Source organism: Sphingomonas gei, assembly GCF_004792685.1.
Taxonomy (GTDB): Bacteria; Pseudomonadota; Alphaproteobacteria; order Sphingomonadales; family Sphingomonadaceae; genus Sphingomonas; species Sphingomonas gei.
On record NZ_SRXT01000001.1, the window covers coordinates 1 to 21,097 of the forward strand.

The 21,097-nt window shown below is 65.2% G+C and carries 22 protein-coding genes, 1 tRNA gene and 2 pseudogenes; 16 read left to right on the forward strand and 9 right to left on the reverse strand.

The window, feature by feature from the left end; genetic code table 11:
* Positions 1–534: 534 nt before the first annotated feature.
* A pseudogene (locus tag E5A73_RS00005) lies at positions 535–1,488 on the forward strand (recombinase family protein); the annotation flags it as partial.
* A gap of 576 nt (positions 1,489–2,064) precedes the next feature.
* On the opposite strand, the gene E5A73_RS00010 reads toward E5A73_RS00005, so the two are convergent.
* The 3 genes from E5A73_RS00010 to E5A73_RS00020 form a co-directional block, all read right to left on the reverse strand.
* Positions 2,065–2,141, reverse strand: a tRNA-Trp gene (locus E5A73_RS00010).
* Between the two features lie 47 nt (positions 2,142–2,188).
* On the reverse strand, positions 2,189–4,546 hold the full coding sequence (locus E5A73_RS00015) for a putative bifunctional diguanylate cyclase/phosphodiesterase (RefSeq protein ID WP_135961767.1): 2,358 nt from the start codon (positions 4,544–4,546) through the stop codon (positions 2,189–2,191).
* A 94-nt stretch (positions 4,547–4,640) separates the two neighbouring features.
* Positions 4,641–6,410: a fatty acyl-AMP ligase gene (locus tag E5A73_RS00020; protein ID WP_135961768.1), complete on the reverse strand. Its 1,770-nt coding sequence runs from the start codon at positions 6,408–6,410 to the stop codon at positions 4,641–4,643.
* A gap of 121 nt (positions 6,411–6,531) precedes the next feature.
* On the opposite strand from E5A73_RS00020, the gene E5A73_RS00025 reads away from it, so the two are divergent.
* From E5A73_RS00025 to E5A73_RS21660, 5 genes and pseudogenes are all read left to right on the forward strand, one after another.
* Complete coding sequence (locus tag E5A73_RS00025) at positions 6,532–7,065, forward strand: regulatory protein RecX (RefSeq protein WP_135961769.1); 534 nt, start codon at positions 6,532–6,534, stop codon at positions 7,063–7,065.
* Between the two features lie 147 nt (positions 7,066–7,212).
* Positions 7,213–7,761, forward strand: a complete 549-nt coding sequence (locus E5A73_RS00030) for a cold-shock protein (protein ID WP_240699926.1) — start codon at positions 7,213–7,215, stop codon at positions 7,759–7,761.
* Between the two features lie 4 nt (positions 7,762–7,765).
* Complete coding sequence (locus E5A73_RS00035) at positions 7,766–8,257, forward strand: DUF192 domain-containing protein (protein WP_135961771.1); 492 nt, start codon at positions 7,766–7,768, stop codon at positions 8,255–8,257.
* A gap of 64 nt (positions 8,258–8,321) precedes the next feature.
* Positions 8,322–8,714 carry an NADH:ubiquinone oxidoreductase subunit NDUFA12 gene (locus E5A73_RS00040; RefSeq protein WP_135961772.1) on the forward strand — a complete coding sequence of 131 codons (393 nt, stop codon included), beginning with the start codon at positions 8,322–8,324 and terminating at the stop codon, positions 8,712–8,714.
* A gap of 188 nt (positions 8,715–8,902) precedes the next feature.
* Positions 8,903–9,136: pseudogene (locus tag E5A73_RS21660) on the forward strand (DUF2155 domain-containing protein); the annotation flags it as partial.
* Between the two features lie 35 nt (positions 9,137–9,171).
* On the opposite strand, the gene aat reads toward E5A73_RS21660, so the two are convergent.
* The 3 genes from aat to E5A73_RS00060 form a co-directional block, all read right to left on the reverse strand.
* The gene (aat, locus tag E5A73_RS00050; protein WP_135961773.1) at positions 9,172–9,912 is read right to left on the reverse strand and encodes a leucyl/phenylalanyl-tRNA--protein transferase; all 741 of its coding nucleotides are present in this window, start codon (positions 9,910–9,912) and stop codon (positions 9,172–9,174) included.
* Between the two features lie 7 nt (positions 9,913–9,919).
* Positions 9,920–10,651 (reverse strand): ParA family protein, encoded by a 732-nt coding sequence (locus E5A73_RS00055; protein ID WP_135961774.1) that lies wholly within the window; start codon positions 10,649–10,651, stop codon positions 9,920–9,922.
* A gap of 93 nt (positions 10,652–10,744) precedes the next feature.
* Entirely contained in the window at positions 10,745–11,128 is a 384-nt protein-coding gene (locus tag E5A73_RS00060) for a hypothetical protein (RefSeq protein WP_135961775.1), read from the reverse strand.
* Between the two features lie 210 nt (positions 11,129–11,338).
* Here E5A73_RS00060 and E5A73_RS00065 point away from each other — a divergent pair, with 210 nt between their 5' ends.
* Both E5A73_RS00065 and E5A73_RS00070 read left to right on the forward strand, forming a co-directional pair.
* Positions 11,339–11,893 (forward strand): hypothetical protein, encoded by a 555-nt coding sequence (locus E5A73_RS00065; RefSeq protein WP_135961776.1) that lies wholly within the window; start codon positions 11,339–11,341, stop codon positions 11,891–11,893.
* On the forward strand, positions 11,890–12,645 hold the full coding sequence (locus E5A73_RS00070; protein ID WP_240699927.1) for a copper homeostasis protein CutC: 756 nt from the start codon (positions 11,890–11,892) through the stop codon (positions 12,643–12,645). Before E5A73_RS00065 ends, E5A73_RS00070 begins: the two co-directional genes overlap by 4 nt.
* Before the next feature lie 15 nt (positions 12,646–12,660).
* On the opposite strand, the gene E5A73_RS00075 is transcribed toward E5A73_RS00070, so the two are convergent.
* The 3 genes from E5A73_RS00075 to E5A73_RS00085 are packed head-to-tail and all read right to left on the reverse strand — an operon-like array spanning position 12,661 to position 13,807.
* A complete protein-coding gene (locus E5A73_RS00075) occupies positions 12,661–13,158 on the reverse strand; it encodes a DNA-deoxyinosine glycosylase (RefSeq protein ID WP_135961777.1) in 498 nt (165 codons plus the stop codon).
* Positions 13,155–13,544, reverse strand: a complete 390-nt coding sequence (locus E5A73_RS00080) for a type II toxin-antitoxin system VapC family toxin (RefSeq protein ID WP_135961778.1) — start codon at positions 13,542–13,544, stop codon at positions 13,155–13,157. Before E5A73_RS00080 ends, E5A73_RS00075 begins: the two co-directional genes overlap by 4 nt.
* A gap of 14 nt (positions 13,545–13,558) precedes the next feature.
* Positions 13,559–13,807 carry a type II toxin-antitoxin system VapB family antitoxin gene (locus E5A73_RS00085; protein ID WP_135961779.1) on the reverse strand — a complete coding sequence of 83 codons (249 nt, stop codon included), beginning with the start codon at positions 13,805–13,807 and terminating at the stop codon, positions 13,559–13,561.
* 69 nt (positions 13,808–13,876) lie between these two features.
* Here E5A73_RS00085 and E5A73_RS00090 point away from each other — a divergent pair, with 69 nt between their 5' ends.
* The 8 genes from E5A73_RS00090 to E5A73_RS00120 all read left to right on the forward strand — a co-directional run bounded on the left by E5A73_RS00090 (position 13,877) and on the right by E5A73_RS00120 (position 21,090).
* Complete coding sequence (locus E5A73_RS00090) at positions 13,877–14,206, forward strand: Mpo1-like protein (RefSeq protein ID WP_135961780.1); 330 nt, start codon at positions 13,877–13,879, stop codon at positions 14,204–14,206.
* Between the two features lie 46 nt (positions 14,207–14,252).
* Positions 14,253–15,245, forward strand: a complete 993-nt coding sequence (locus tag E5A73_RS00095) for a cysteine synthase A (protein WP_135961781.1) — start codon at positions 14,253–14,255, stop codon at positions 15,243–15,245.
* A gap of 82 nt (positions 15,246–15,327) precedes the next feature.
* On the forward strand, positions 15,328–15,594 hold the full coding sequence (locus E5A73_RS00100) for a hypothetical protein (protein ID WP_206366341.1): 267 nt from the start codon (positions 15,328–15,330) through the stop codon (positions 15,592–15,594).
* A 391-nt stretch (positions 15,595–15,985) separates the two neighbouring features.
* Positions 15,986–16,471, forward strand: coding sequence for a division/cell wall cluster transcriptional repressor MraZ (locus tag E5A73_RS21665; RefSeq protein WP_240699928.1), 486 nt, complete (start codon positions 15,986–15,988; stop codon positions 16,469–16,471).
* Positions 16,468–17,415: a 16S rRNA (cytosine(1402)-N(4))-methyltransferase RsmH gene (rsmH, locus tag E5A73_RS00105; protein ID WP_240699929.1), complete on the forward strand. Its 948-nt coding sequence runs from the start codon at positions 16,468–16,470 to the stop codon at positions 17,413–17,415. Before E5A73_RS21665 ends, rsmH begins: the two co-directional genes overlap by 4 nt.
* Entirely contained in the window at positions 17,415–17,972 is a 558-nt protein-coding gene (locus E5A73_RS00110; protein WP_135961784.1) for a hypothetical protein, read from the forward strand. The genes rsmH and E5A73_RS00110 overlap by 1 nt, the downstream gene beginning before the upstream one ends.
* The gene (locus E5A73_RS00115) at positions 17,969–19,678 is read left to right on the forward strand and encodes a peptidoglycan D,D-transpeptidase FtsI family protein (protein WP_135961785.1); all 1,710 of its coding nucleotides are present in this window, start codon (positions 17,969–17,971) and stop codon (positions 19,676–19,678) included. Before E5A73_RS00110 ends, E5A73_RS00115 begins: the two co-directional genes overlap by 4 nt.
* A complete protein-coding gene (locus E5A73_RS00120) occupies positions 19,675–21,090 on the forward strand; it encodes a UDP-N-acetylmuramoyl-L-alanyl-D-glutamate--2,6-diaminopimelate ligase (protein WP_135961786.1) in 1,416 nt (471 codons plus the stop codon). The genes E5A73_RS00115 and E5A73_RS00120 overlap by 4 nt, the downstream gene beginning before the upstream one ends.
* The last annotated feature ends 7 nt before the right edge of the window (positions 21,091–21,097 follow it).

Genomic DNA, 21,097 nt, shown 5'->3' on the forward strand with positions numbered 1-21,097 from the left:
CTCGTGCTCCTTCAAAATCGCGATGATCTGCTCTTCGCTGAACCTGCTGCTGCGCAGCTTCGTCCGACTCCTTCGCGTCGGACTCTACTCAAAATCGGTCACATTTCAGGGGCGCACGTCAACGGACATCCGCGACGGTCAGCTGACATGGCACGAAGGAAGGAGACGCCCCGGCATTGGAGTGATCCGAGCCCGATCGAGAATCTCGCCGCTGGGCGCGGTCCCGGCGTGCGCATGCGCTATTCGCGCGCGCTTATCGAGCAGACGATCAAGGTGTGGCAGCCCTATTACCCGAAGCCGCTCAGCGAGCTCGACGCCCATGAGATTATCGAGAACATGACGTCGTTCGCGAGCGCGCTGATGGGCCTTGGCGGAGTGGTTCGTCCCCGCGCCGAAACCACCTCCAAACCGGACAAGTCTCGCCCTTGACGTCTTGCCATTTGCGGCTCCGCGGCCAGACTGGAGGGCGGCCAGCGGCGCCCTCACGCGTGTGCGGCTGGCAATCATGTCAGCGAGTATGCGTCCATGAAGCGAATGAAATCGAACCGCCGCCAACGGTGCAGAAGTCAAAAAGGTGCCGTCCTCTACGCGCGCGTGTCCTCGAAGGAGCAGGAGCGCGAAGGCTTCTCGGTTGAGTCGCAGATCAAGCTCCTCAAGGCATATGCCGAGGAACAAGGCTATCGGATCGTCCGCGAGTATATCGACATCGAAACCGCGAAGGCGAGCGGGCGGACCTATTTCGGCGAGATGATCGCCTATCTGCGAAGCCATCCGGCGACGGATACGGTCCTGGTCGAGAAGACCGACCGCCTCTATCGGAACCTTCGCGACTGGGTGACGATCGACGATCTCGATCTCAGCATCCATTTCGTGAAGGAGAACATCGTCCTCGCGCCGGACTCGCGCTCCTCGGAGAAGTTCCTGCACGGCATCAAGGTGCTGATGGCTAAGAGCTATATTGACAATCTCTCCGAAGAGGTCCGCAAGGGGATGCTCGAAAAGGCGGAGCAGGGAATCTGGCCATCGGTGGCGCCCACCGGCTATCGCAACGTCCTTGGTGCAAACGGCAAGCGGGTGATCGAGGTCGATCCCGACACCGGTCCTCGCGTCACTCGGCTCTTCGAGTGGTACTCGACCGGGATGTACTCGCTGAAGCAGGCGGCTGCTCGTGCGCGGGCGGACGGAATGATTTTCCGCAGCAGTGCCAAGCCGATCAGCACGAGCAGCGTCCACAAGATCCTGCGCTCGCGCATCTACACCGGCGAGTTCGAGTGGATCGGCAAGCGCTATCAGGACTCCCACGAGCCCTTGGTGTCGATCGAGACCTGGGAACGGGTTCAAGGCGTCCTTGACGGGCGCCACACCGCTCGCGTTCGAGGCATCGAGAAGGACTTCCTCTTCACCGGCCTGATCCGCTGCGGCCATTGTGGTTGCGCGCTGGTCGGTGACATCAAGAAAGAGAAGTACATCTATTATCGCTGCAGCCACGCGAAGGGGAAGTGCCCGGAGCCCTATGTGCGCGAGGAGGTATTGCTCGAGCAGATCGGCGATTTGCTCGATCGCGTGTCGCTGTCGTCCGAAATGTTCGAGTGGCTGAGGGCCGCGCTCCGGGAGAGCTTCGCGCATGTCCACAAGGAGCATGATGCGGCAGTCAACCGGCTCCAGACGGAACGGGGGCGGCTGCGGGAGCGCATGAAGCAAGTCTACATGGACAACCTCGACGGTCGAATCGAGGATGAGGTCTACAACGCACTCACAGCACAGTTCCGAGATCAGGAACGGAAGGTCGTGAAAGAGCTGGAGCGGCGCCACGATGCCGATCTGAGCAATTTCGACGATGGAATCGCGCTGCTGTCGGTTGCGCAGGATTCGAAGCGAAGGTTCCTGGAAGCCGATTTGGCGGCCAAAAAACACGTGCTTTCCGCGGTACTTTCGAACTGCTCGTTTCGGGATCGAACGCTTTCGGTCGAGTACCGTAAACCCTTTGATCTTCTTGTAGAAAATCCGCCAAAAGGCAACGCCGCGGGTAAGCGGAGGCGCGGAAAAAACAGCGGGAGTGCGAAATGGCAGGGGCGCTCGGATTCGAACCGAGGGCCTTCGGTTTTGGAGACCGACGCTCTAACCAACTGAGCTACGCCCCTGTGCGGTTCGCGCCTTTAACCTCGCCGCGCCGCTCCGGCAAGAGGCGTCACGCGGCGACGCTGCCGCCTGTCGCATGCATCGCCAGCACACGCGCTTCGTGGACCGGGAGCGGGCGCCCGAAATAATAGCCCTGGACCTTCGTGCAGCCGAGTTGCTGCACCATCTGATGCTCTTCCTCGGTCTCCACGCCTTCGGCGGTGGTAGCCATGCCGAGGCTGTCGGCGAGCGCGACGACGGCGCGGATGATCGCGATTGCCTCCTTGGTGCCCTTCGACGCGCTCTGGACGAAGCTGCGGTCGATCTTGATCGAGCTGAAACGGGTATGGGCAAGATAGCCGAGCGACGAATAGCCGGTGCCGAAATCGTCGAGGCTGAGGCGCACGCCGAGATCGAGGATCTTCTCGAGCACTTCGATCGCCACCGTGCCTTCGCGCATGAACACGCTTTCGGTCACTTCGAGTTCGAGCCGCCCCGGCGGCAGACCCGATTGGGCGAGGGCCTGGGCGACGATGCTGACGAATGCGGGGTTGTGGAGCTGGTCGGGACTGACATTGACTGCGATGCGTACGGGGATATCCCAGCGCGCGGCTTCCTCGCATGCGGTGCGGAGCACCCATTCGCCGATCGGCGCGATCAGCCGCGCTTCCTCTGCCAGCGGCACGAATTTGACCGGGGAGACATTTCCGAACTGGGGGTGCGTCCAGCGTAACAGCGCTTCGAAGCCGGTCAGCTGGCCGGTCCCGGCATCCACTACCGGCTGATAGTTCAAGTGCATCTCGCGGTTCTCGAGCGCGCTGCGCAGCGCCATCTCGAGCACCCGGCGTTCTTCGGCGGCCATGTGCAACTGCGGCTCATAGGCGTGGAACACGCCGCCGCCCGCGTCCTTGGAGCGATACAGTGCGAGGTCGGCCGAGCGGATCAGCATTTCGGCGGTACGCCCGTCGCGCGGTCCGATGGCGAGGCCCACCGACGCCCCGATATAGAGCGTGTGCTGATCCACTTCATATGGCTGGGAGAGTGCGTTGATGATCGTTTGCGCGAGTTGCTCGGTACGCTGCGTATCGACCGCGTCGCGCACGACCACGGCGAATTCGTCGCCGCCGAGCCGCCCGATCATTTCGTTCTCGGTCATCAGCAGCTTCAGCCGTTCGGAGACGCGGCCGAGCAGCCTGTCGCCGACCGGATGGCCGAGCGTATCGTTGACTGCCTTGAAGCGATCGAGATCGATCATCATGAAGGCGCACCGCGAACCCCATTTGTCGGCATCGGCCATGGCGCGAGCGAGCGTTTCGTTGATCAGCAATCGATTCGGCAGCCCGGTGAGCGTGTCGAAACGCGCCATCTGGTTGATCTTGTCCGCCGATTTGCGCGCCTCGGTGACGTCGGAGCCGACGCCACGGAAGCCGATAAAGGCGCCGCGCTCATCGTAGCGCGGGCTGGCGGACATCTCCCACCAGCGCTCGTCATGATTGACGTAGACCGGCAGGAGCAAATCGCGGAACGGGTCGCGCGCTTTCAGCCGCTCGGCGAGTTCGCGCAGGCCGGGTGCGAAATTGCCGTCCTCCCAAGTGGGGCCGGCGAGCAATTGCAGGAAGGGCGTGCCGTTGATCGTCTTGGGGTCGGCGCCGAGCGAAACCGCAAACCGCGGATTGGCGCGCGCCACGCGGCGCTGCGCATCGATCTCCCAGAGCCAGTCGGAACCCGAATCCTCGAATTCGCGGAGCAGCAGGCTGACCGTCTCGTCGCGTTCGGCGAGTGCCATTTCGTGGGCGCGGATGACGACCAGGGCGCGGCCGCGGCCGAATGTAGCGATGGCAAGCAGGGCGGTGAACAATCCGGCGGCGGCGGCGAGCACCGGAGGTCCGGAAAGCGCGAGCATCGTGACGACCGAAGCGCCGACGATCGTCACGAAGGCGATCGTCGCCAGCGGCAGCGCTGCCATCGCGACCGCCGAAGCGGTCATGAGCAGCGAAAGTATCCCCCACAGCCCGAGCACCGCATCGGCATCCGCGGCGTGGCCGAATGCCAGCGGCGGGATCGACCATATTGCACCGAGCGAAATCCCGTCCAGCACGGTATCGCGGACATCCTTGAGCGACGCGGTCACTGCGCTGCGATGCCGTTTGGAGAGACGGCGAAAGGCAACGAAGCACGCTACTGCCGCAACCCCTGAGCTCCAGCTGGCAAGCTGCCACAGCGGCAAGACGGCCCCCAGGAGCATGGTGACGAGCGAAGCGCCGACGACGTTTGCCGTCAACATGAACAGCGCCAGCTGGCTTCCCGCGTGCAGCTGTGCCGCGCGAATCGGGCCCCAGGCGACGGCATCTGCCGGGTCGTAGAGTCCGAGCAGGGCGCGCGCATTGATGCGCGGCCTGGCAAATTGGGAAGTCGTCTGGCTGGTCACCCGAGGGGGATAGCCGAGGGGAGGTTAGCGAGAGGTTAGATTCTCGGCGAAAACGGAGGAAATTCGCGCGGCTCGCGCTCAATTTTCGACGATCTCAGGCCGCGAGGTCGTATGGTTTGATTTCACCGTTGAGATAGAGGTTACGGGCCTTGGCGCGGCTCAGCTTGCCCGAGCTGGTGCGCGGCAGCGTCCGCGGCGGCACGAGTTCGATCACGCAGTTCATACCGGTGACCGAACGGACCCGTTCGCGGATTTCGTCACGCAGGCGGATGCGCTCGCTCTCATCCGAAGTGCGGCACTGGACCAGCACTGCAGGGGTTTCCTCGCCCCCGGGAGTGGTGATCGCGAACGCCGCGATATCGCCCTGCTTGAAGCCAGGGAGCTGCTCCACCGCCCATTCGATGTCCTGCGGCCAATGGTTGCGGCCGTTGACGATGATCATGTCCTTGGCGCGCCCGACGATATAAACATAACCGTCGGAAACATATCCCATATCGCCGGTGTCGAGCCAGCCATCCGCCATGCAGGCCGCAGTCGATTCGGGGTCGCGGAAATAGCCGACCATCACCGATGGGCCGCGGCACCAAACCTTGCCGATCGCCTTTTCGGGAAGCGGCGTGCCGTCCTCCTCGCGGATCTGGACTTCCATGTCCTTCACCGGCTTGCCGCAATTGACGATCGCCCGGAAGCGCTGGGGGCGATTCGCGCGGGCGACATCGCCACCCGAAAGCTGGGTCTCCTCGACGAGCTCGACGACGATCCCTTCACCCGGCGGCATGATCGAGACCGCCAACGTCGCCTCGGCGAGGCCGTAGCTCGGCAGGAAGGCGGAAGCCTTGAACCCCGCATCCGCAAATGCATCGACGAACGACTGCATCACGTCGGGACGGATCATGTCAGCGCCGTTGCCGGCCACCCGCCAGCGCAACAGATCGAACCGGTCGCTCGCCTTGGTCTGGCTGGACATGCGGCGCGAGCAGATGTCGTAGCCGAAAGTAGGCGAATAAGAGAGGGTGGTGCCCTGATTGCGGCTGATCAGATCGAGCCAGGCGAGCGGACGCCGGGCGAAATCCTCGGTCTTGAGATAATCGGTCGAAACCTGATTGGCGACCGGCGACAGGAAGCAACCGACCAACCCCATGTCGTGATACCAGGGCAGCCACGAGACGCAGCGGTCGCTGTCCTGGAGCCGCATGCCATGGCTGTGCGCCGACAGATTGTTCAGTAGCCCGTGATGCGTGATCGCTACGCCATGAGGGAAGCGTGTCGATCCGCTCGAATATTGGAGATAGGCGATGTCCGAGCCCGCGGCTTGCGGCAGCGGAGTATCGGGGGCGCTGCGCTCGCCGAACTCGGCCCAGTCGACTGCCTCGACATCGGTGATCCGCGCCGCCTCGGCGCACATCGCGCCGATCTCGGGCGGATAGATCAGCATCGACGGATCGCAGCTTTCGAGCTGGACCCGCAGCTGGTCGATATAGGATTGCGCACCGCCAAAGCTGGTCGGCAGCGGCAGCGGGACCGGCCAGGCGCCCGCATAGACCACGCCGAAGAACAACGAGGCGAATTCGACGCCGGTCTCGGCGATCAATGCGATTCGGTCCTCGGGCCTGACGCCCGCCGCGATCAGCCGACGAGCCTGCGCCAGGGCGTCGCGGCGCAATTCCGCGAAAGGATAGGGCTGCGTCAGATTGCCGCGGGCATCATGGAAGTTCAGCCCGCGAACGCCCTCCGCCGCATAATCCAGCGCTTCGCCGAGCGTAGCGAAGTCCGCAAGGCGGCGGGGGAGACTGTCGTCGGTCGGGGTAGGGACGATTTCCGCCTCCATGATACCCTGATGCGATCCCGTTTCGTCCAATACCATTCTTGTCTCGTGCCCCTGTGAGCTGACAGGCCGTTTTGCCCCGCACCGCATACCAAATGCTAACGGCTCTGCTACGCACTGGCGTTCAAAATCGGTTGCCACTGTGGCACAATCATGGCGCATGACTAGACCGAGGCGCCCGCTTACCCCGTTGAACCTCGCCGATCTAGAGCGGTTGGCCCTGCGCTATGTCGAGCGATACGCCACCACGCGGGGGCGATTGGCGGATTATCTGAGGCGCAAGATCCGCGAGCGCGGATGGAGCGATGAGGCCTCGCCCGATCTGGCTGCACTCGCCCAGCGCATGGCGGATCTGGGCTATATCAACGACCTTCTGTTCGCCGAATCCAAGGCGGGTGCGATGGGCCGGCGCGGGCTGGGCGCCCGGCGCGTTGGTCAGGCGCTGCGGCATGCGGGAATCGAAGACGCCGATCTCGAAATGGTGGCGCAGGGCGTGGAGGCTGGCGCGAAATCTAGCGCGATTGCCTTCGCCCGGCGCAAGCGCATCGGCCCGTTCGCACGCGAAGCGGCCGAGAGGTCCGAGCAAGAGAAGCAGCTGGGGGCGATGCTGCGCGCCGGCCATGCCCTTGATCTGTCACGCAAGATCGTCCGCATGTCGCCGGGGGAGGACCCCGATGCGCTGCTCGAGGCGTGATCGTCCCCGACCGGGACCGTTTCTGATTAAACCCTAAAGACCGAATCTAACAAAGCAATTCCACATTTGGAAAATGCTGTGTTAAATACGGTCGCTTGGGGGACTAGGATAATGCGTGCTGAACAACAGCTTGCGCCCAGCGACGATATGGTCGCACCGCCGGAGGATGGGGATCTGAGGGCGGAAACGGCGTCGGAAGGCCAGGTTTATTGCGGTGTCGTCAAGTGGTTTGATGTAACCCGGGGGTTCGGGTTTCTCGTCGCGGACGACAGCGAGGCCGGGGACATATTGATCCATTTCACCGTGCTGCAGGAGCACGGCAGGCGGAGCCTTCCCGAAGGCGCGCGCGTCGAATGTATCGCGGTGCCGCGACAACGCGGGCTTCAGGCCAAGCTGATTCGTTCGATCGACTTGAGCGAGGCGGTCGAGCCGCCCAAGCGGCATGGCGACCGGATCGACAGAGTGAGACTGATCGACGATGCGGGGCCCTTCGAGCCGGTTACGGTCAAATGGTTCAATCGCCTGAAGGGTTATGGATTTCTGGTGCGCGATTCCGACGCGGCGGATATATTCGTCCATATGGAGACGTTGCGCCGCGCCGAGATCGAGGAAGTCGAACCGGGCCAACCGCTCACCGCGCGCATCGTCGAAGGGGACAAGGGGCCGCTGGCGGTGGCGGTCGAAAGGACCGGCTGAGACGATGATTTTGCGATCTGGAATCCGCGCAGCGCTGGCGACGGCGTTGCTGGCGTCCGTGGCGGGAGCTGCGAGTGCCGGGGCGCTCGCGGGGCAGAACGGCGCGGCGAAGGTCGTGGTGACGGTCCAGACCAGGACCGGCCCGAAGCAATTCAGCGTCGAGGTCGCCCGAACCAGTGCGGAGCAGGAGCGCGGTCTGATGTTCCGCACCAATATCCCGGCGGACGGCGGCATGATCTTCACGCCCTATCCACCAACGGGGGCCCCGCGTGAGGCGAGTTTCTGGATGAAGAACACGCCTACTGCACTCGACATCATCTTCATTCGCCCGAACGGCACGATCGCGAGGATTGCCGCAAACGCGGTCCCCTATTCGGAGACGCAGGCCAAATCGGGTGAGCGAGTGAGCGCGGTACTCGAGATCAACGCCGGCAAGGCCGCCGAACTGGGGATCGTGCCGGGCGACAAGGTGCGCTGGGCAGGCCAGGGCCAGTGATCCGCGCAGCGCAAGCTTGGCGGATTTGATTGCCTCGATCCGAACCCGGGGCTAATCGGCGCGGATGAGCCTGAATCGCAATCCCTTCACCTGGTGGAACGGTGCCACCCTCGGCACCTGGTTCGGCCTGCGCGGCAAAACCAAGGTCGGCGAGGATGCGTTGGGCAACATCTATTGGGCAGGCGGCAAGGACCCCAACGGCATCACGCGCCGCTGGGTGATCTATAACGGCCCCAACGACGCTAGCCGGGTTCCGCCCGAATGGTTCAGCTGGCTCCACCACCAGATCGACGCCGCGCCCGATCAGGCGCTGCCGGCGCCGCGAAACTGGGAAAAGCCGGCCGAACCCAATCACACCGGCACGCGGCTGGCCTATCGCCCCTCGGGCGCGCTGGAAGCGGGTGGGCAACGCGCCCGCTCGACCGGCGACTATGAGGCATGGACTCCCGACGCATGAGGCACGGCGCCGCAACGGCGGCAGCAATTCTGCTGCTCGGGCTCGGCGCGTGCAATAGCGGCGGCCAGGCGGGCAACAACAGCGCCGACGATCTGGTGATCACCACCGGTGCCGAAAATGCCGCGGGCGGTGCGGAAGTGGTGGCGGTGGGCCCCGATACCAGCGTGCTCAACGCAGCAGCGACGCCCATGAACGAGCGCGAGGCGGTGCTCGGCCTGCTCAACAAGCGCAACGGCGTGGCGCGCGAGTTCAAGCTCAAGCCCGGCCAGGCGGCGCGGAGCGGCGACGTCATCGTTCGGCTGCGTGCCTGCGACAAGACTGCGCCGTGGGAAGCCGACCAGTTGACCGGCGCATTCGTGCAGATCGACGTCGAGCAGCTCGACAAGAGCTGGCGGCGGGTCTTCTCAGGCTGGCTGTACAAGGAGCGTCCGGCGCTCAACGTCGTTCAGCATCCGATTTACGACGTCTGGCCCAAGAGTTGCGCGATGACTTTCCGCGACAATGGGCCGGACAGCGTGCCGGCGCCGGGCGCGGCCGAGCGTTCGAGCGCGAAGAAATCACCATCGACCAGGGGCGCGCCGACCGAGAGTCCTGCCGCCGAATCGCCGAGCGCCGCGCCCAGCAACGCCACGTAAGCGTCGCGCGGCACCTCGACTGCGCCGAGCGTTGCAAGATGCTCGGTCTGAAACTGGCAGTCGAGCAGGGTGAATCCGCCCGCCTGGAGCCGCGCCACCAGATGCGCAAACGCAACTTTCGAGGCGTCGCGCGCCCGAGTGACCATCGATTCGCCGAAAAACGCGCGTCCCAGCGCCAGGCCGTAGAGCCCGCCGGCCATCCGATCGCCGTCCCAGCATTCGACGGAGTGCGCGAAGCCGCGGCGATGGAGTTCGATGAACACGCGCTCGATCGGGCCGTTGATCCAGGTATCGGGGCGATCCGAGGCCGATTCCGCGCAAAGCTGCAGGACACGCTCGAACGCAGTGTCGACGGTCACCCGGAACCGGTCGGCGAGCACGGTCTTCTTCAGCGAGCGCGACAGATGGAACGAGTCGAGCGGGAGGATGCCGCGCAGCTTGGGTTCGACCCAATAGACGCTCGACGCCAGCCTGTGATCGGCCATCGGAAACACGCCCATCGCATACGCGCGCAGCACGAGATCGGGATCCAGATCCAAATGGGGCGGAAGCGGGTGACTCATCCGCGCCTCAACGCCTGAGCGCCAGTCTGCGTTCGATCGCCTGCCACAGGATTGCGAAGGCCTGGGCGCCGGGGCTGCGCGGCGCGAAGGCACCGACGGGCTGGCGGCGTTCGGTCATCGCCTCGACGATGCTCGCCGCGGGGATCGCCGGCCAGTCCGGGTAGGCGGCGAGCGCTTCGGCATGCAGTTTGCGCCGCCTATCGACCATCGAGAAGACCGGCATCAGCGGCACTTTGGCGTTGCGCCGCGCGAGATGGCTCTGAACCTCCCCGAAGGCACGCATGGCGAGCGCCGAAGGGATCACCGGAATTACGATCAGATCGGCGGCGCGCATCACTTGCTCGCTGGTCTCGGTGAGGCCGGGCGGGCAATCGAGCAGCACGCGGTCATAAGCGGCGGCCAGTTCGCCGAGCAGCTTGGCGAGGCGCTTCTTCTTGTCGAGCTCGTGGAAAGTCCGGTCCAGCGCACGCAGCGACGTGTCGGCGGCGATCAGGTCGAGACGATCGAAGGCGGTTGGTCGGGCGAGCTTGGCCGGGCTCACGTCGCGCGTGAAGATCGCCTGCGCTTCGTTGCCGCTGCGTTCCGTGCGGTCGAGCAGGAAGGTCGCCGCCGCCTGCGGGTCCAGATCCCACAGCAAGGTTCGGCGCGACGACAGCGATGCCGCGGCCCAGGCAAGGTTGACCGCCAGCGTCGTCTTACCGACGCCGCCCTTCAGGCTGTAGATCGCGATCGTCGCCAAGCGAGTCCCTCCCGTCCGGTTGCGCAGGCTGGCATGAAAAAGGGCCGGCGGGGAAGCCCCGCCGGCCCTTGGAAACTGGAGATATGCCGCGCCTCAGGCGTGGCAGGTACGGTCGGCCTTGCCGGGGACGGTCACGGTGACGTTCTTCGACGTGCCGGTCAGCTTGTAGCCGCCTGCTGCCTCGAAGGGTTGGCCGGCCTCGGGTGCCTTGAGCATCGTGCCCGGGCCACCCTTCACCGTCTTGAGCTGGACCTGCTTGTCACCCTGGAAGAAGTCGACATAGACCAGGCTGTTGTCGCCGCAACGCAGCGTCACGCTCTCGGAAATTGCGGGCGGAAGTTCGACCGGCGCAGCATTGGCCAGCTGCGACGCCATCGGATCGGGCGCAGTTGTCGTCACTTCCTCGGGTTTGTTCTCACATGCGGCAAGCGACAGAAGCGCTACGGCGGCGGCGGCGATCAGGGAGGGGTTCTTCATAGCGGCTCGTGCTTTCGGACAGGTGGCAAGAATCGTCAAGCGATTCGTGATACAAGGTCACATAATTGTGCTGCAGCGCAACGTAACACGCTGTTTGTGTCTCCCGTGTGAACTCTATTCGGGAAACGCGTCCAAGTCCGGGATTCTCCCGAAGGCGATCTTTACGCCGCGGTGCGTCGGGTGTCGTTCGGTGACCCTTCGGCAGAGCGCATGTCGCTCAATTTCTCGTATCGTCTTGACCTGTACGCCTCACCTTCCGCAGGACGGCGCGGACGGAGGATCGAAATGCGACGATTGCTGCTCATGGGGCTATTATCGGCGCTGGCCGGGTGCGGCGGCGGGGAAGATACAGGCAATAACGGCGCCGTGCCAGTCGCGAAGCCCACGCCGAGGCCGATGCTTGGTGGAGTCGATCTCAACCAGCAGGTGCAGGCATCGGGCTCGGGCCCCTATTGGGAGATTCACGTCGCACCGGGCACGATCACCTATGCCGACGCGCCCGATGCGGCGCATCCGACCGATTTCTATCCGGTCAGCCCGAAACTGGCCGGCGGTCGTGCGGTGTTCGACACCAAGACGCCCGAAGCGGCGCCCGTGACCATCACCCTGACAGCTACGCCCTGCGCTGCGGGGAAAGACGCTCGACCCTTGACCGCGGAGGTGCAGATCGGTGCGCGGACGCTGCGCGGTTGCGCCGGCCCGGCGCCGCGCGTCGTCCGCCCGGCCGCTGAAACCGGAGAGAGCAATATGACGGAGGCGCAGTGAGCAGCGTCCGGCCGATGCTCGAAATCTGCGTCGACAATCCTGCGGGTCTGGATGCGGCAGTCGCCGGAGGCGCCGACCGGATCGAATTATGCTCCGCGCTCGAGCTTGGCGGGCTGACGCCCTCGGCGGCGTTGCTCGACAGGGCGGTGCGGATTGGCTGTCCCACGCACATGATGATTCGTCCCCGTGCCGGCGGTTTCGTGGTGGAGGAAGATGAGGCGCTATTGATGATCGACGAGATCCGGATGGCGGTTACGCGCGGCGCGGCCGGGATCGTGGTCGGTGCGCTGGGCGCGAATGGTCTTGATCGCGAGAGACTCGCTCGCTTCCGCGAAGCCGCGCGCGATGCCACGATCGTGCTGCATCGCGCTATCGATCTGGTGCCCGATCCCGTAGCGGCAGTGCGCGAGGCAGCGGCGCTCGGCTATGACAAGATCCTCAGTTCGGGTGGCGCGCCGACAGCGGTCGAAGGAATGGCGACGCTGGCCGCGATGGTGGCAGCGGCCGGTGAGCGGCTGTCGATCATCGCGGGATCGGGCGTCACCCCTGCGAATGTCGCGCGGCTGGTGGCGGGTACGGGCGTGCGCGAAGTGCACGGATCGGCGAGCCGCCGGGGTTCCGAACCGGATCCCCAGACGCGGCGCCTCGGTTTCGCGACCGAGCCGCGGCGAGAGACGGACGAGACGATCGTGGCTGCGCTGCGCGCCGCGATTGCGGTGGGGGACAACGACGGAACGGTTGGGTCGATCTAACTGTCGTCGCTACGCTCAGCCAAGGATCTGCGACAGCGCCTGCCACGCCGGCAGCTTGGCATCAAAGCCGATCGTGTGGAGCGGGCTGCTCGAAGGCAGCGCCACGATCGTGTAGCGGGCCGCGACATCGCCGAGCTGCCGCACGCCGTGGCGCAGCGCGGTGCCACCGTTAAAGGCAATTCCGCGCAAATCGGGCAGGCTGGCAGCCAGCGCGGCCACGTCATGCCCTTCGATGTCGCGCATCGCCGCGTCGGTGCTGCCCGGGCGCGTGGCGCTGGCGACGACGTCCCAGAGGCCGATATGCGCCGCGAGCAGCGCTTCGAGGCGTTGTTCGTAGGGCAGGGCGGCGAGGTCGTGGCCGGCGGCGGGCGAGATCAGTCGCCAGAACTGGTTCTGCGGATGGGCATAATAACGCCGCTCGGCGAGCGAGCGTTCGCCAGGTAGCGATCCAAGGACGAGCAGGCGCGTGCGCGCGTCGACCACGGGCGGGAAGCTGTGCTTGCGCTTGCTCACGCGGCGGCGGTGACGTCGGTATGGACGAAGTCGTCGCCCTTGAAGAGCAAAGGCTCGCCCGTCGCCTTGGCAAGCGCATAGGCGAAGCAGTCGCCGAAATTGAGCCGGGCGGGATGGCCTGTTCCCCTACCATAGGCCCGGTAGCCGTCCCGCCCGAGCCGCGCTTGCTCGGGCGTAACATCGCTGATCGTAAGCCGGATGCTCCAAAGCAAAGTCTCTATCAGATGCGCCTTTTCAGGGTGCCGCCGTGTGATGACGGTTGCCAATTCCATCCAGGTGCCCGCGGAGATTCGGCGCTCGCGTGCTTCCAATATCCTGCGCAGCATCATATCCCGTTCGGGCTCTTCGAGCACGATCGCCAGGATCGCCGAGGTATCGACGATCATTTGGGCAAGCCATCCTAGTCATAGATATCGTCCATCCATTCCTTCGAGGATTTGCCGCGCATTTCGGGCGGCATGGACGTGACGAATTCGCGACTGATCTCCTTCACTTTCGCCAGGATTTTGGCAAACTCTTCCTCGCGCCGCTGCACTTCGCGCTCGAGCGCTAGGCGGATCACTTGTGTGACGGGCTGGCCTGTCGCATCGGCCAGCTGCCGCGCCAGGCGAACGGTTTCGGCATCGTTGATGTTGAGCTGCACGCCCATCGTTCTACCTCCGTCGCCGGGCTTTCTACCATGGCTTGCGTGCGGCTAAAAGAAGCGTAGCATCCCGCCATGGCGCGCACGATCACCCGCTACGGCGATTTCTGGCCCTATTATCTGCGCGAACACGCCAAGTCCGAGACGCGCCGACTGCATTATATCGGCACGGCGCTGACCTTCGTCTTCCTCGCGATTGCGCTGGCCCAGGGCGGCTGGTGGTGGCTGCTGGTGCCGCTCGCCGGCTACGGCTTTGCCTGGGGCGCGCATTTCGGAGTGGAGAAGAACCGGCCTGCGACCTTCACCTATCCGCTCTGGTCGCTATTCTCGGATTATCGGATGTTCTTCCTGTGGCTGGGCGGGCGGCTGGGGCCGCATCTCAAGCGCGCGGGCGTCGCCGCATAGTTTCGCTTGCTTGCGGTTGGGGGGCGGGCACCCCTATCTAGCTGGCATGCATGTGACATCCGATACGCTGGGCCTGATCGGCAATACTCCGCTGGTGCGGCTCAAAGGGCCGAGCGAGGCCACTGGCTGCGACATTTTCGGCAAGTGCGAATTCGCCAACCCTGGCGCGTCGGTGAAGGATCGCGCGGCCTTGTTCATCGTCCAGGATGCCGAAGAACGCGGGGCGATCGCGCCGGGCGGGACGATCGTCGAGGGCACCGCGGGCAATACCGGGATCGGTCTCGCGCTGGTTGCCAATGCCAAGGGCTACAAGACGATCATCGTCATGCCCGAGACGCAGAGCCGCGAGAAGATGGACACGCTGCGCGCGCTCGGTGCCGAGCTGGTGCTCGTGCCGGCCGCGCCGTATTCGAATCCCGGCCATTTCGTCCACACCTCGCGTCGCATCGCCGAGGAGACGCCCAACGCGATCTGGGCCAACCAGTTCGACAATATCGCCAATCGCCGCGCGCACATCATGGGCACCGCCGAAGAGATCTGGAGCCAGATGGAGGGCCGGATCGACGGCTTCACCTGCGCGGTCGGGACGGGGGGAACGCTCGCCGGCGTGAGCCTCGGGCTCAAAGCCAGGGACGAGAAAGTGTGCATCGCGCTGAGCGACCCGCATGGCGCGGCGCTGTACGCTTATTATGCCTGCGGCGAGCTCCAGTCCGAAGGTTCTTCGGTCGCTGAAGGGATCGGGCAGGGGCGGATCACCGGCAATCTCGAAGGCGCGCTGGTCGACACCCAGTTCCGCATCTCCGATGAAGAGGGGCTCGAATGGGTGCGCCGGCTGCTCGACGAAGAGGGGCTGTGCCTCGGGCTTTCGTCGGGGATCAACGTCGCCGGCGCCGTGCGGCTGGCGAAGCAGCTCGGGCCGGGCAAAAGGATCGTGACGATCCTGTGCGACACCGGCTTTCGCTACCTGTCGACGCTCTATAACCCCGAGTGGCTGCGCGCCAAGGGGCTCCCGGTTTCAGACGGTCTGGAGGTCGTCTGACGTTCGCCTCGACAAACGGCGGGCGAGGCGTTACATTTATGCCACAGCTATGAAGTCGGGATCGCAAGACTCACAGCAGGCGATGCAGCGTGTCCGGGTCGGTATGACCGGGCTGGCGATGGTGCTGGTCCTGATCGGACTGGCCAGCGCGATCTTCTCCTCGGCCAATCGCGACGATCCGGTCGAGGCGATCGGCGCCCCCAATGCGATGGTGGTTGCAAACATGACCGGCGAGCCCGGCAATACCTCCACCGCGAAGGGCAAGGACGAGCCGCTCGCCGAACTCGGCGTGGCGCCGAGCACGTCCTCGACCGACGCGGCGTCCGAGGGACAGCCCTCCCAAAACTGACGGAGTAAGCGAGCCGCACGGCAAAATGCGCTCGTCCGAAAATCGCGGAGTCGCGAGCGATTGGGCGCAATTGTCGCAAGTTCGCGCAAGCTGCTGCTTCCCCAAAGATAGTTTCGGAAACAGGGGTGTAATCACCCTGCGGTCTCGCGTTCGCACGTCTAGAAACAGGTAGAGAACATATAGTGTCTGTAAGTAAAACAGCGTAGATTTTAGGGGGGAAGTGGGGCAAAATCCCCCCAAATCCCCATATTTTCCGTTGTGTCCCGGCAACGTTTGTGATCAAAGGTGTGCTCAGGGGGCACGATCCCTTTTACCGTATGAAAAGCGTCGGAAGGCGGCCGGAAACCGCGATTCCGGAAACGGGGAAGGCGTGCCCAAAAGGGGTTTGGGCGTGGCGGACAGGGAGCTCTTCGAGGGATTTGCGCTCCAGGCGGTCGACCTGAAGGGTCGCGTCGCCATTCCCGCAGACCTGCGCGCCGCCGCCGAGCGCAATTCCGACATTCGCCAGATCGTCGTCGGCCTCCACCCGGAGGATCCGTGCCTCTCGGCGCACGACCTGAGCTGGTCGAAAGAGAAATACGATCGGATCGACCGCAAGGAGCAGCTTGCCGCCGAGCGCGGCGAGGATGCCGACACGCGCGCCAAGCGTCGCGCCTTTGGCCAGGTCGAGAAGGCGCCGTTCGACGAGAGCGGCCGCTTCGTGATCCCGCCCTTCTTCCGGATGAAGGCGAAGATCGGCAAATGGGCGTTCTTCAACGGCAGTGGCGAGACCTTCGACGTGTGGGCGCCCGAAATACTGCTCGCCGACGACAATGCCGACCCCGGCCTTCGCGAGATCTGCGAATATCTCTGCCAGTCAAAGGGCGTGAAGCTGTGAGCGACGCCCCCCACATCCCCGTGCTGCGCGACGAAGTCGTCGACGGCCTCGCCATCGTGCCCGGCGAGCGCCATGTCGACGCGACGTTCGGCGCGGGCGGCTATACCGACGCCATCCTCGAGCGGGGTGCCGAGGTGGCCGCTTTCGATCGCGACCCTCATGCGATCGAAGGCGGCCAATCGCTCGTCGCGAAAGCGGGCGGGCGGCTGATCCTGATCGAGGCGCCGTTCAGCCAGATGGAAGGCGAACTCACGCGCCGCGGCCTCGTCCCGGTCGACGGGGTGACGATGGATATCGGCGTGTCGTCGATGCAGCTCGACCAGGCCGAGCGCGGTTTCAGCTTCCAGAACGACGGCCCGCTCGACATGCGGATGAGCCAGGAAGGGGTCACTGCCGAGGAATGGCTCAACGCCGCCGACGAAGAAGAGATCGCTAACGTTTTATTTAACTTTGGCGAGGAGCCCAAGTCTCGCCGAGTCGCGCGGGCGATCGTCTCCGCACGACCCCTTAAGCGGACTTCCGAACTAGCGAACGTGGTTAGGAAATCCTTAAATCATAAGCATTACGACAAGAAGGACCCGGCTACCCGGACTTTTCAGGCGATCCGAATCCACCTCAACCGCGAACTCGACGAGCTCGCGGAAGGGCTGGCTGCGGCCGAGCGCGTGCTCAAGCCCGGAGGACGGTTGGCAGTGGTCACGTTCCACTCGCTCGAGGACCGCCTGGTCAAGCGGTTCCTGCGCGAACGGAGCGGCAGCGAGCCCGCCGGCTCGCGGCATCGGCCGATGGCCGGCCCCCGGGCCGCGCCGAGTTTCGAGACCCCCGCCAAGGCCGTTCGGCCCGGCGAGGAAGAAGTAGCGCGTAACCCGCGCGCCCGGTCTGCGACGCTGCGTGTGGCGCGTCGGACGGCTGCGGCGCCCTGGGGTAGTGAGGGAGTGAACTGATGGCAGTGCAGGGCTTCAAGGGACTGGGATGGTTCCTGTGCGGCGTTGTCGTGGCGCCGGCATGCTACCTCGTCAATTCGCACGGCGCCGCCGAACAGGCGCGGCTCGAAGCGACCAAGCTAGCTATCGTCCAGGCGCAGCGCGACATTCGCGGGCTCGAGACCGAGTTCAACACGCGGGCGAACCTGGCGCAGCTCGAGCGCTGGAACGGCGACGTGCTGGCGCTTTCGGCGCCGGTGGCGCAGCAATATCTGGCGAACGAGATGGCGCTGGCCAGCCTCGGTCAGCAGCCCGCCGACATTCAGGTCGCCGCATTGGTGGTGCCGGTTGGCGCCCCTCCGACTCAGGCTGCATCACAGGTTGTGGTCCCTGCCGCCAATTCGGTGCAAGCAATTGCGTCCGCGAAGAGCGTGGCGCAGCAGGACGGAGAGCTTCGCAAGCTGATGAAGAAGGCGGACCGCCAGGCGATCGCATCCGTCGATCGTGGCGTATTGAGCGCATCGACGATGGACGATCTGCGCAAGCTGGCGAAGCGCGAGAAGCTGGCGCTGCGTTGATCGTCGTCGTCGCCCCGCCGGCCCGGCAGGGCCGTACGGGCGGTGCCCGTCAGGCGCTCGTCGCCGTCGCCCAGGTGCGGCTGATGATTCTGTCCTTGCTATTCGGCGCTGGCATGCTCGTGGTGATCGGCAAGCTGGCGTTGCTCGCGCTCTGGGCCGAGCCCGCCGTCGCGCGTGACATGGCGCTGGCGCTGATCCCGCCGCGCGGCGACATCGTCGACCGCAACGGCGCGCCGCTCGCGCGCAGCATCGATGCCTGGTCGATCGCCGTGCATCCCAACCAGATCATCGGCGACAAGTCCGCGCTGGCGCAAAAGCTCGCCGAACTGATCCCCGAGCAGAGCGCCGGCCATTATTATGCTTTGCTCAATTCGGGCGGCAGCTTCGCCTATCTGAAGCGCCGGGCGATGCCCGAATTGGTCACTGCAGTGAACACGCTCGGCGAGCCGGGGATGGAATTCCAGCGCGAACCCGACCGGCTCTATCCGCAATCGACCATGGCCGCGCACATTCTCGGCTTCCTCGACGCGACAGGCGCGGGCGTGTCGGGGATGGAGAAAGTGCTCGACCGGCGCCTGACCGATCCGGCGAAACGCGGCGCACCGATCGCATTGTCGATCGACGCCCGCGTGCAGGCAGCGCTCGAGAACGAGCTCGGCCGCGCGATGACCGACCTCCAGGCGCGCGGAGCGGCGGGGGTGATCCTCGACGTGCGCACCGGCGAAGTGCTCGCGATGACCTCGTTGCCGAGCTTCAATCCGAATGCGCTGCAGGGTTCCGCGCCGCCCAACAACGTCACTCAGAGCGTCTACGAGCTCGGCTCGACCTTCAAGCCGCTCGCGGTGGCGGCGGCCATCGATTCGGGCACGATCACCAACATGGCGCGGCGCTTCGACGCGACGCGGCCGCTGCAGGTCGGCCGTTTCAAGATTCACGACGATCCGGGCGACGAGCAGTTTCGCTGGCTCAACATCCCCGAGACGCTGATCTACTCGTCCAACATCGCGACGGCGCGAATCGCCGACGAGCTCGGCGCGGCGAAGCTGCAGGACATGTTCCGCAAGCTCGGCTTCGATCGGCGTCCCGGGATCGAGACCGGCGGCGCCAAGCCGCTCTGGCCGAACTATTGGGGTCGGATCACCGTGATGACCACGGCGTACGGCCATGGCATCGCAGTGACGCCGCTTCATCTTGCCAATGCCTATGCCACCTTGGTCAATGGCGGCATCCTGCGTCCGACGACGTTGCTCAAGGTCGATCCGGCGCACGTTCCCGCGGGCCAGCGCGCACTGAAGGAATCGACCAGCATGCGGATGCGCCAGCTGCTCCGCCTGATCGTGCTCAAGGGCACCGGCCGCAAGGGCGAGGCGCCGGGCTTCCGCATCGCCGGCAAGACCGGCACCGCGGAGGCGGCTTCCGGAGGCGGCTATGACAAGCATCGCAACGTTTCGACCTTCGCGGCGGCTTTCCCGATCGACGCACCACGCTATGTGATGGTCGCCATGCTCGACTCACCCAAAGCGAACCTCGAAAAAGGGGTATATCGCACCACCGCCGCCTGGACCGCCGCTCCGGTGGTCTCGCGCGTCGTCAGCCGCATCGGCACCTTGCTCGGCGTCACGCCGGATGCCGGCCGCGACATCGACGAAAGCGAATTGCTCCCGCTGATCTGGACGGGGCCTGCTCCCAAGCCGGGCGCCGAATGAAACTCGGCGCGCTGACCGGCGGAGAGGAACAAGCCGTCGTCACCGGGTTCGCGATCGACCACCGCAAGGTCGCTCCCGGAACCATTTTCGGCGCGTTCGAAGGCGCCCGGGTGAATGGCGAGGATTTTATCCCCGCCGCCATAAAGGCGGGCGCGATCGCAATCGTCGCGCGGCCTGGGGCGATAGTCGACGGCGCGGTCCACATCGCCGATGCCAATCCGCGCGAGCGCTTCGCGCGGCTGGCCGCTGGGTTCTTCGCGCCGTTCCCGCAGACCGCGGTGGCAGTGACGGGAACCAACGGCAAGACCTCCACCGTCGAGATGACGCGGCAGTTGTGGCGGATGGCGGGGCATCACGCGGCGTCGATCGGGACCCTGGGGGTCACCACGTCCGACGATACCGTCTCCACCGGGCTCACCACACCCGACGTGGTGACGTTCCTCGCCAATGTGGCGGGACTGGCGCGCGAAGGCGTCACCCACCTCGCATTCGAGGCATCGTCGCACGGCCTGTCGCAATACCGGACCGAGGGGCTGCCGGTACGTGCGGCGGCGTTCACCAATCTGAGTCGCGACCATCTCGATTATCACGGCGACATGGCGGCCTATTTCCACGCCAAGCTACGCCTGTTCGCCGATGTGCTCGACCTGGACGGCACTGCGGTAGTCTGGGCCGACGATCCGCATGCGATGCGCGTCGAGGAGCTTGCCCGGATGCGCGGCAACAAGCTGGTCACGGTCGGCGAGCATGGCGAGACGCTCAAGCTCGTCGGGCGCGATCCGACTTTGCTGGGGCAGGGGCTTACGATCGAGGCCGGGGGCGAGGCCCACCACGTAATGCTGCCGCTGATCGGCGCCTATCAGGCGGCGAACGCGCTCACCGCGGCGGGGCTGGTGATCGCCACCGGCGGCGAGATTGCCGCGACGCTGGCCAATCTGGCGCGGTTGCAGCCGGTGCGCGGTCGGCTCGAGCGCGCGGCGATCGCGCGCAGCGGTGCGCCGGTTTATGTCGATTATGCCCACACGCCCGATGCGCTCGAGGCGGCGATTGCAGCGCTCAAGCCGCATACCAGCGGCCGGCTGATTCTGGTGTTCGGCGCCGGCGGCGATCGCGACACCGGCAAGCGCGAGCCGATGGGGCAGGCGGCAGCGGCGGGGGCCGACGTGGTGATCGTCACCGACGACAATCCGCGCGGCGAGGACCCCGCGGCTATCCGTGCCGAAGTGCTGAAGGGCGCGCCGGACGCGACCGAGATCGGCGGGCGGCGCGAGGCGATCGCGGCGGCGATCGGGATGGCCGAGGCCGAGGATATCGTGCTGATCGCCGGCAAGGGGCACGAACAGGGCCAGATCGTCGGCGATCGGGTGCTGCCGTTCGACGATGTGGGTGTTGCGCGGGAGTGCGCGGCGTGAGGGAAGC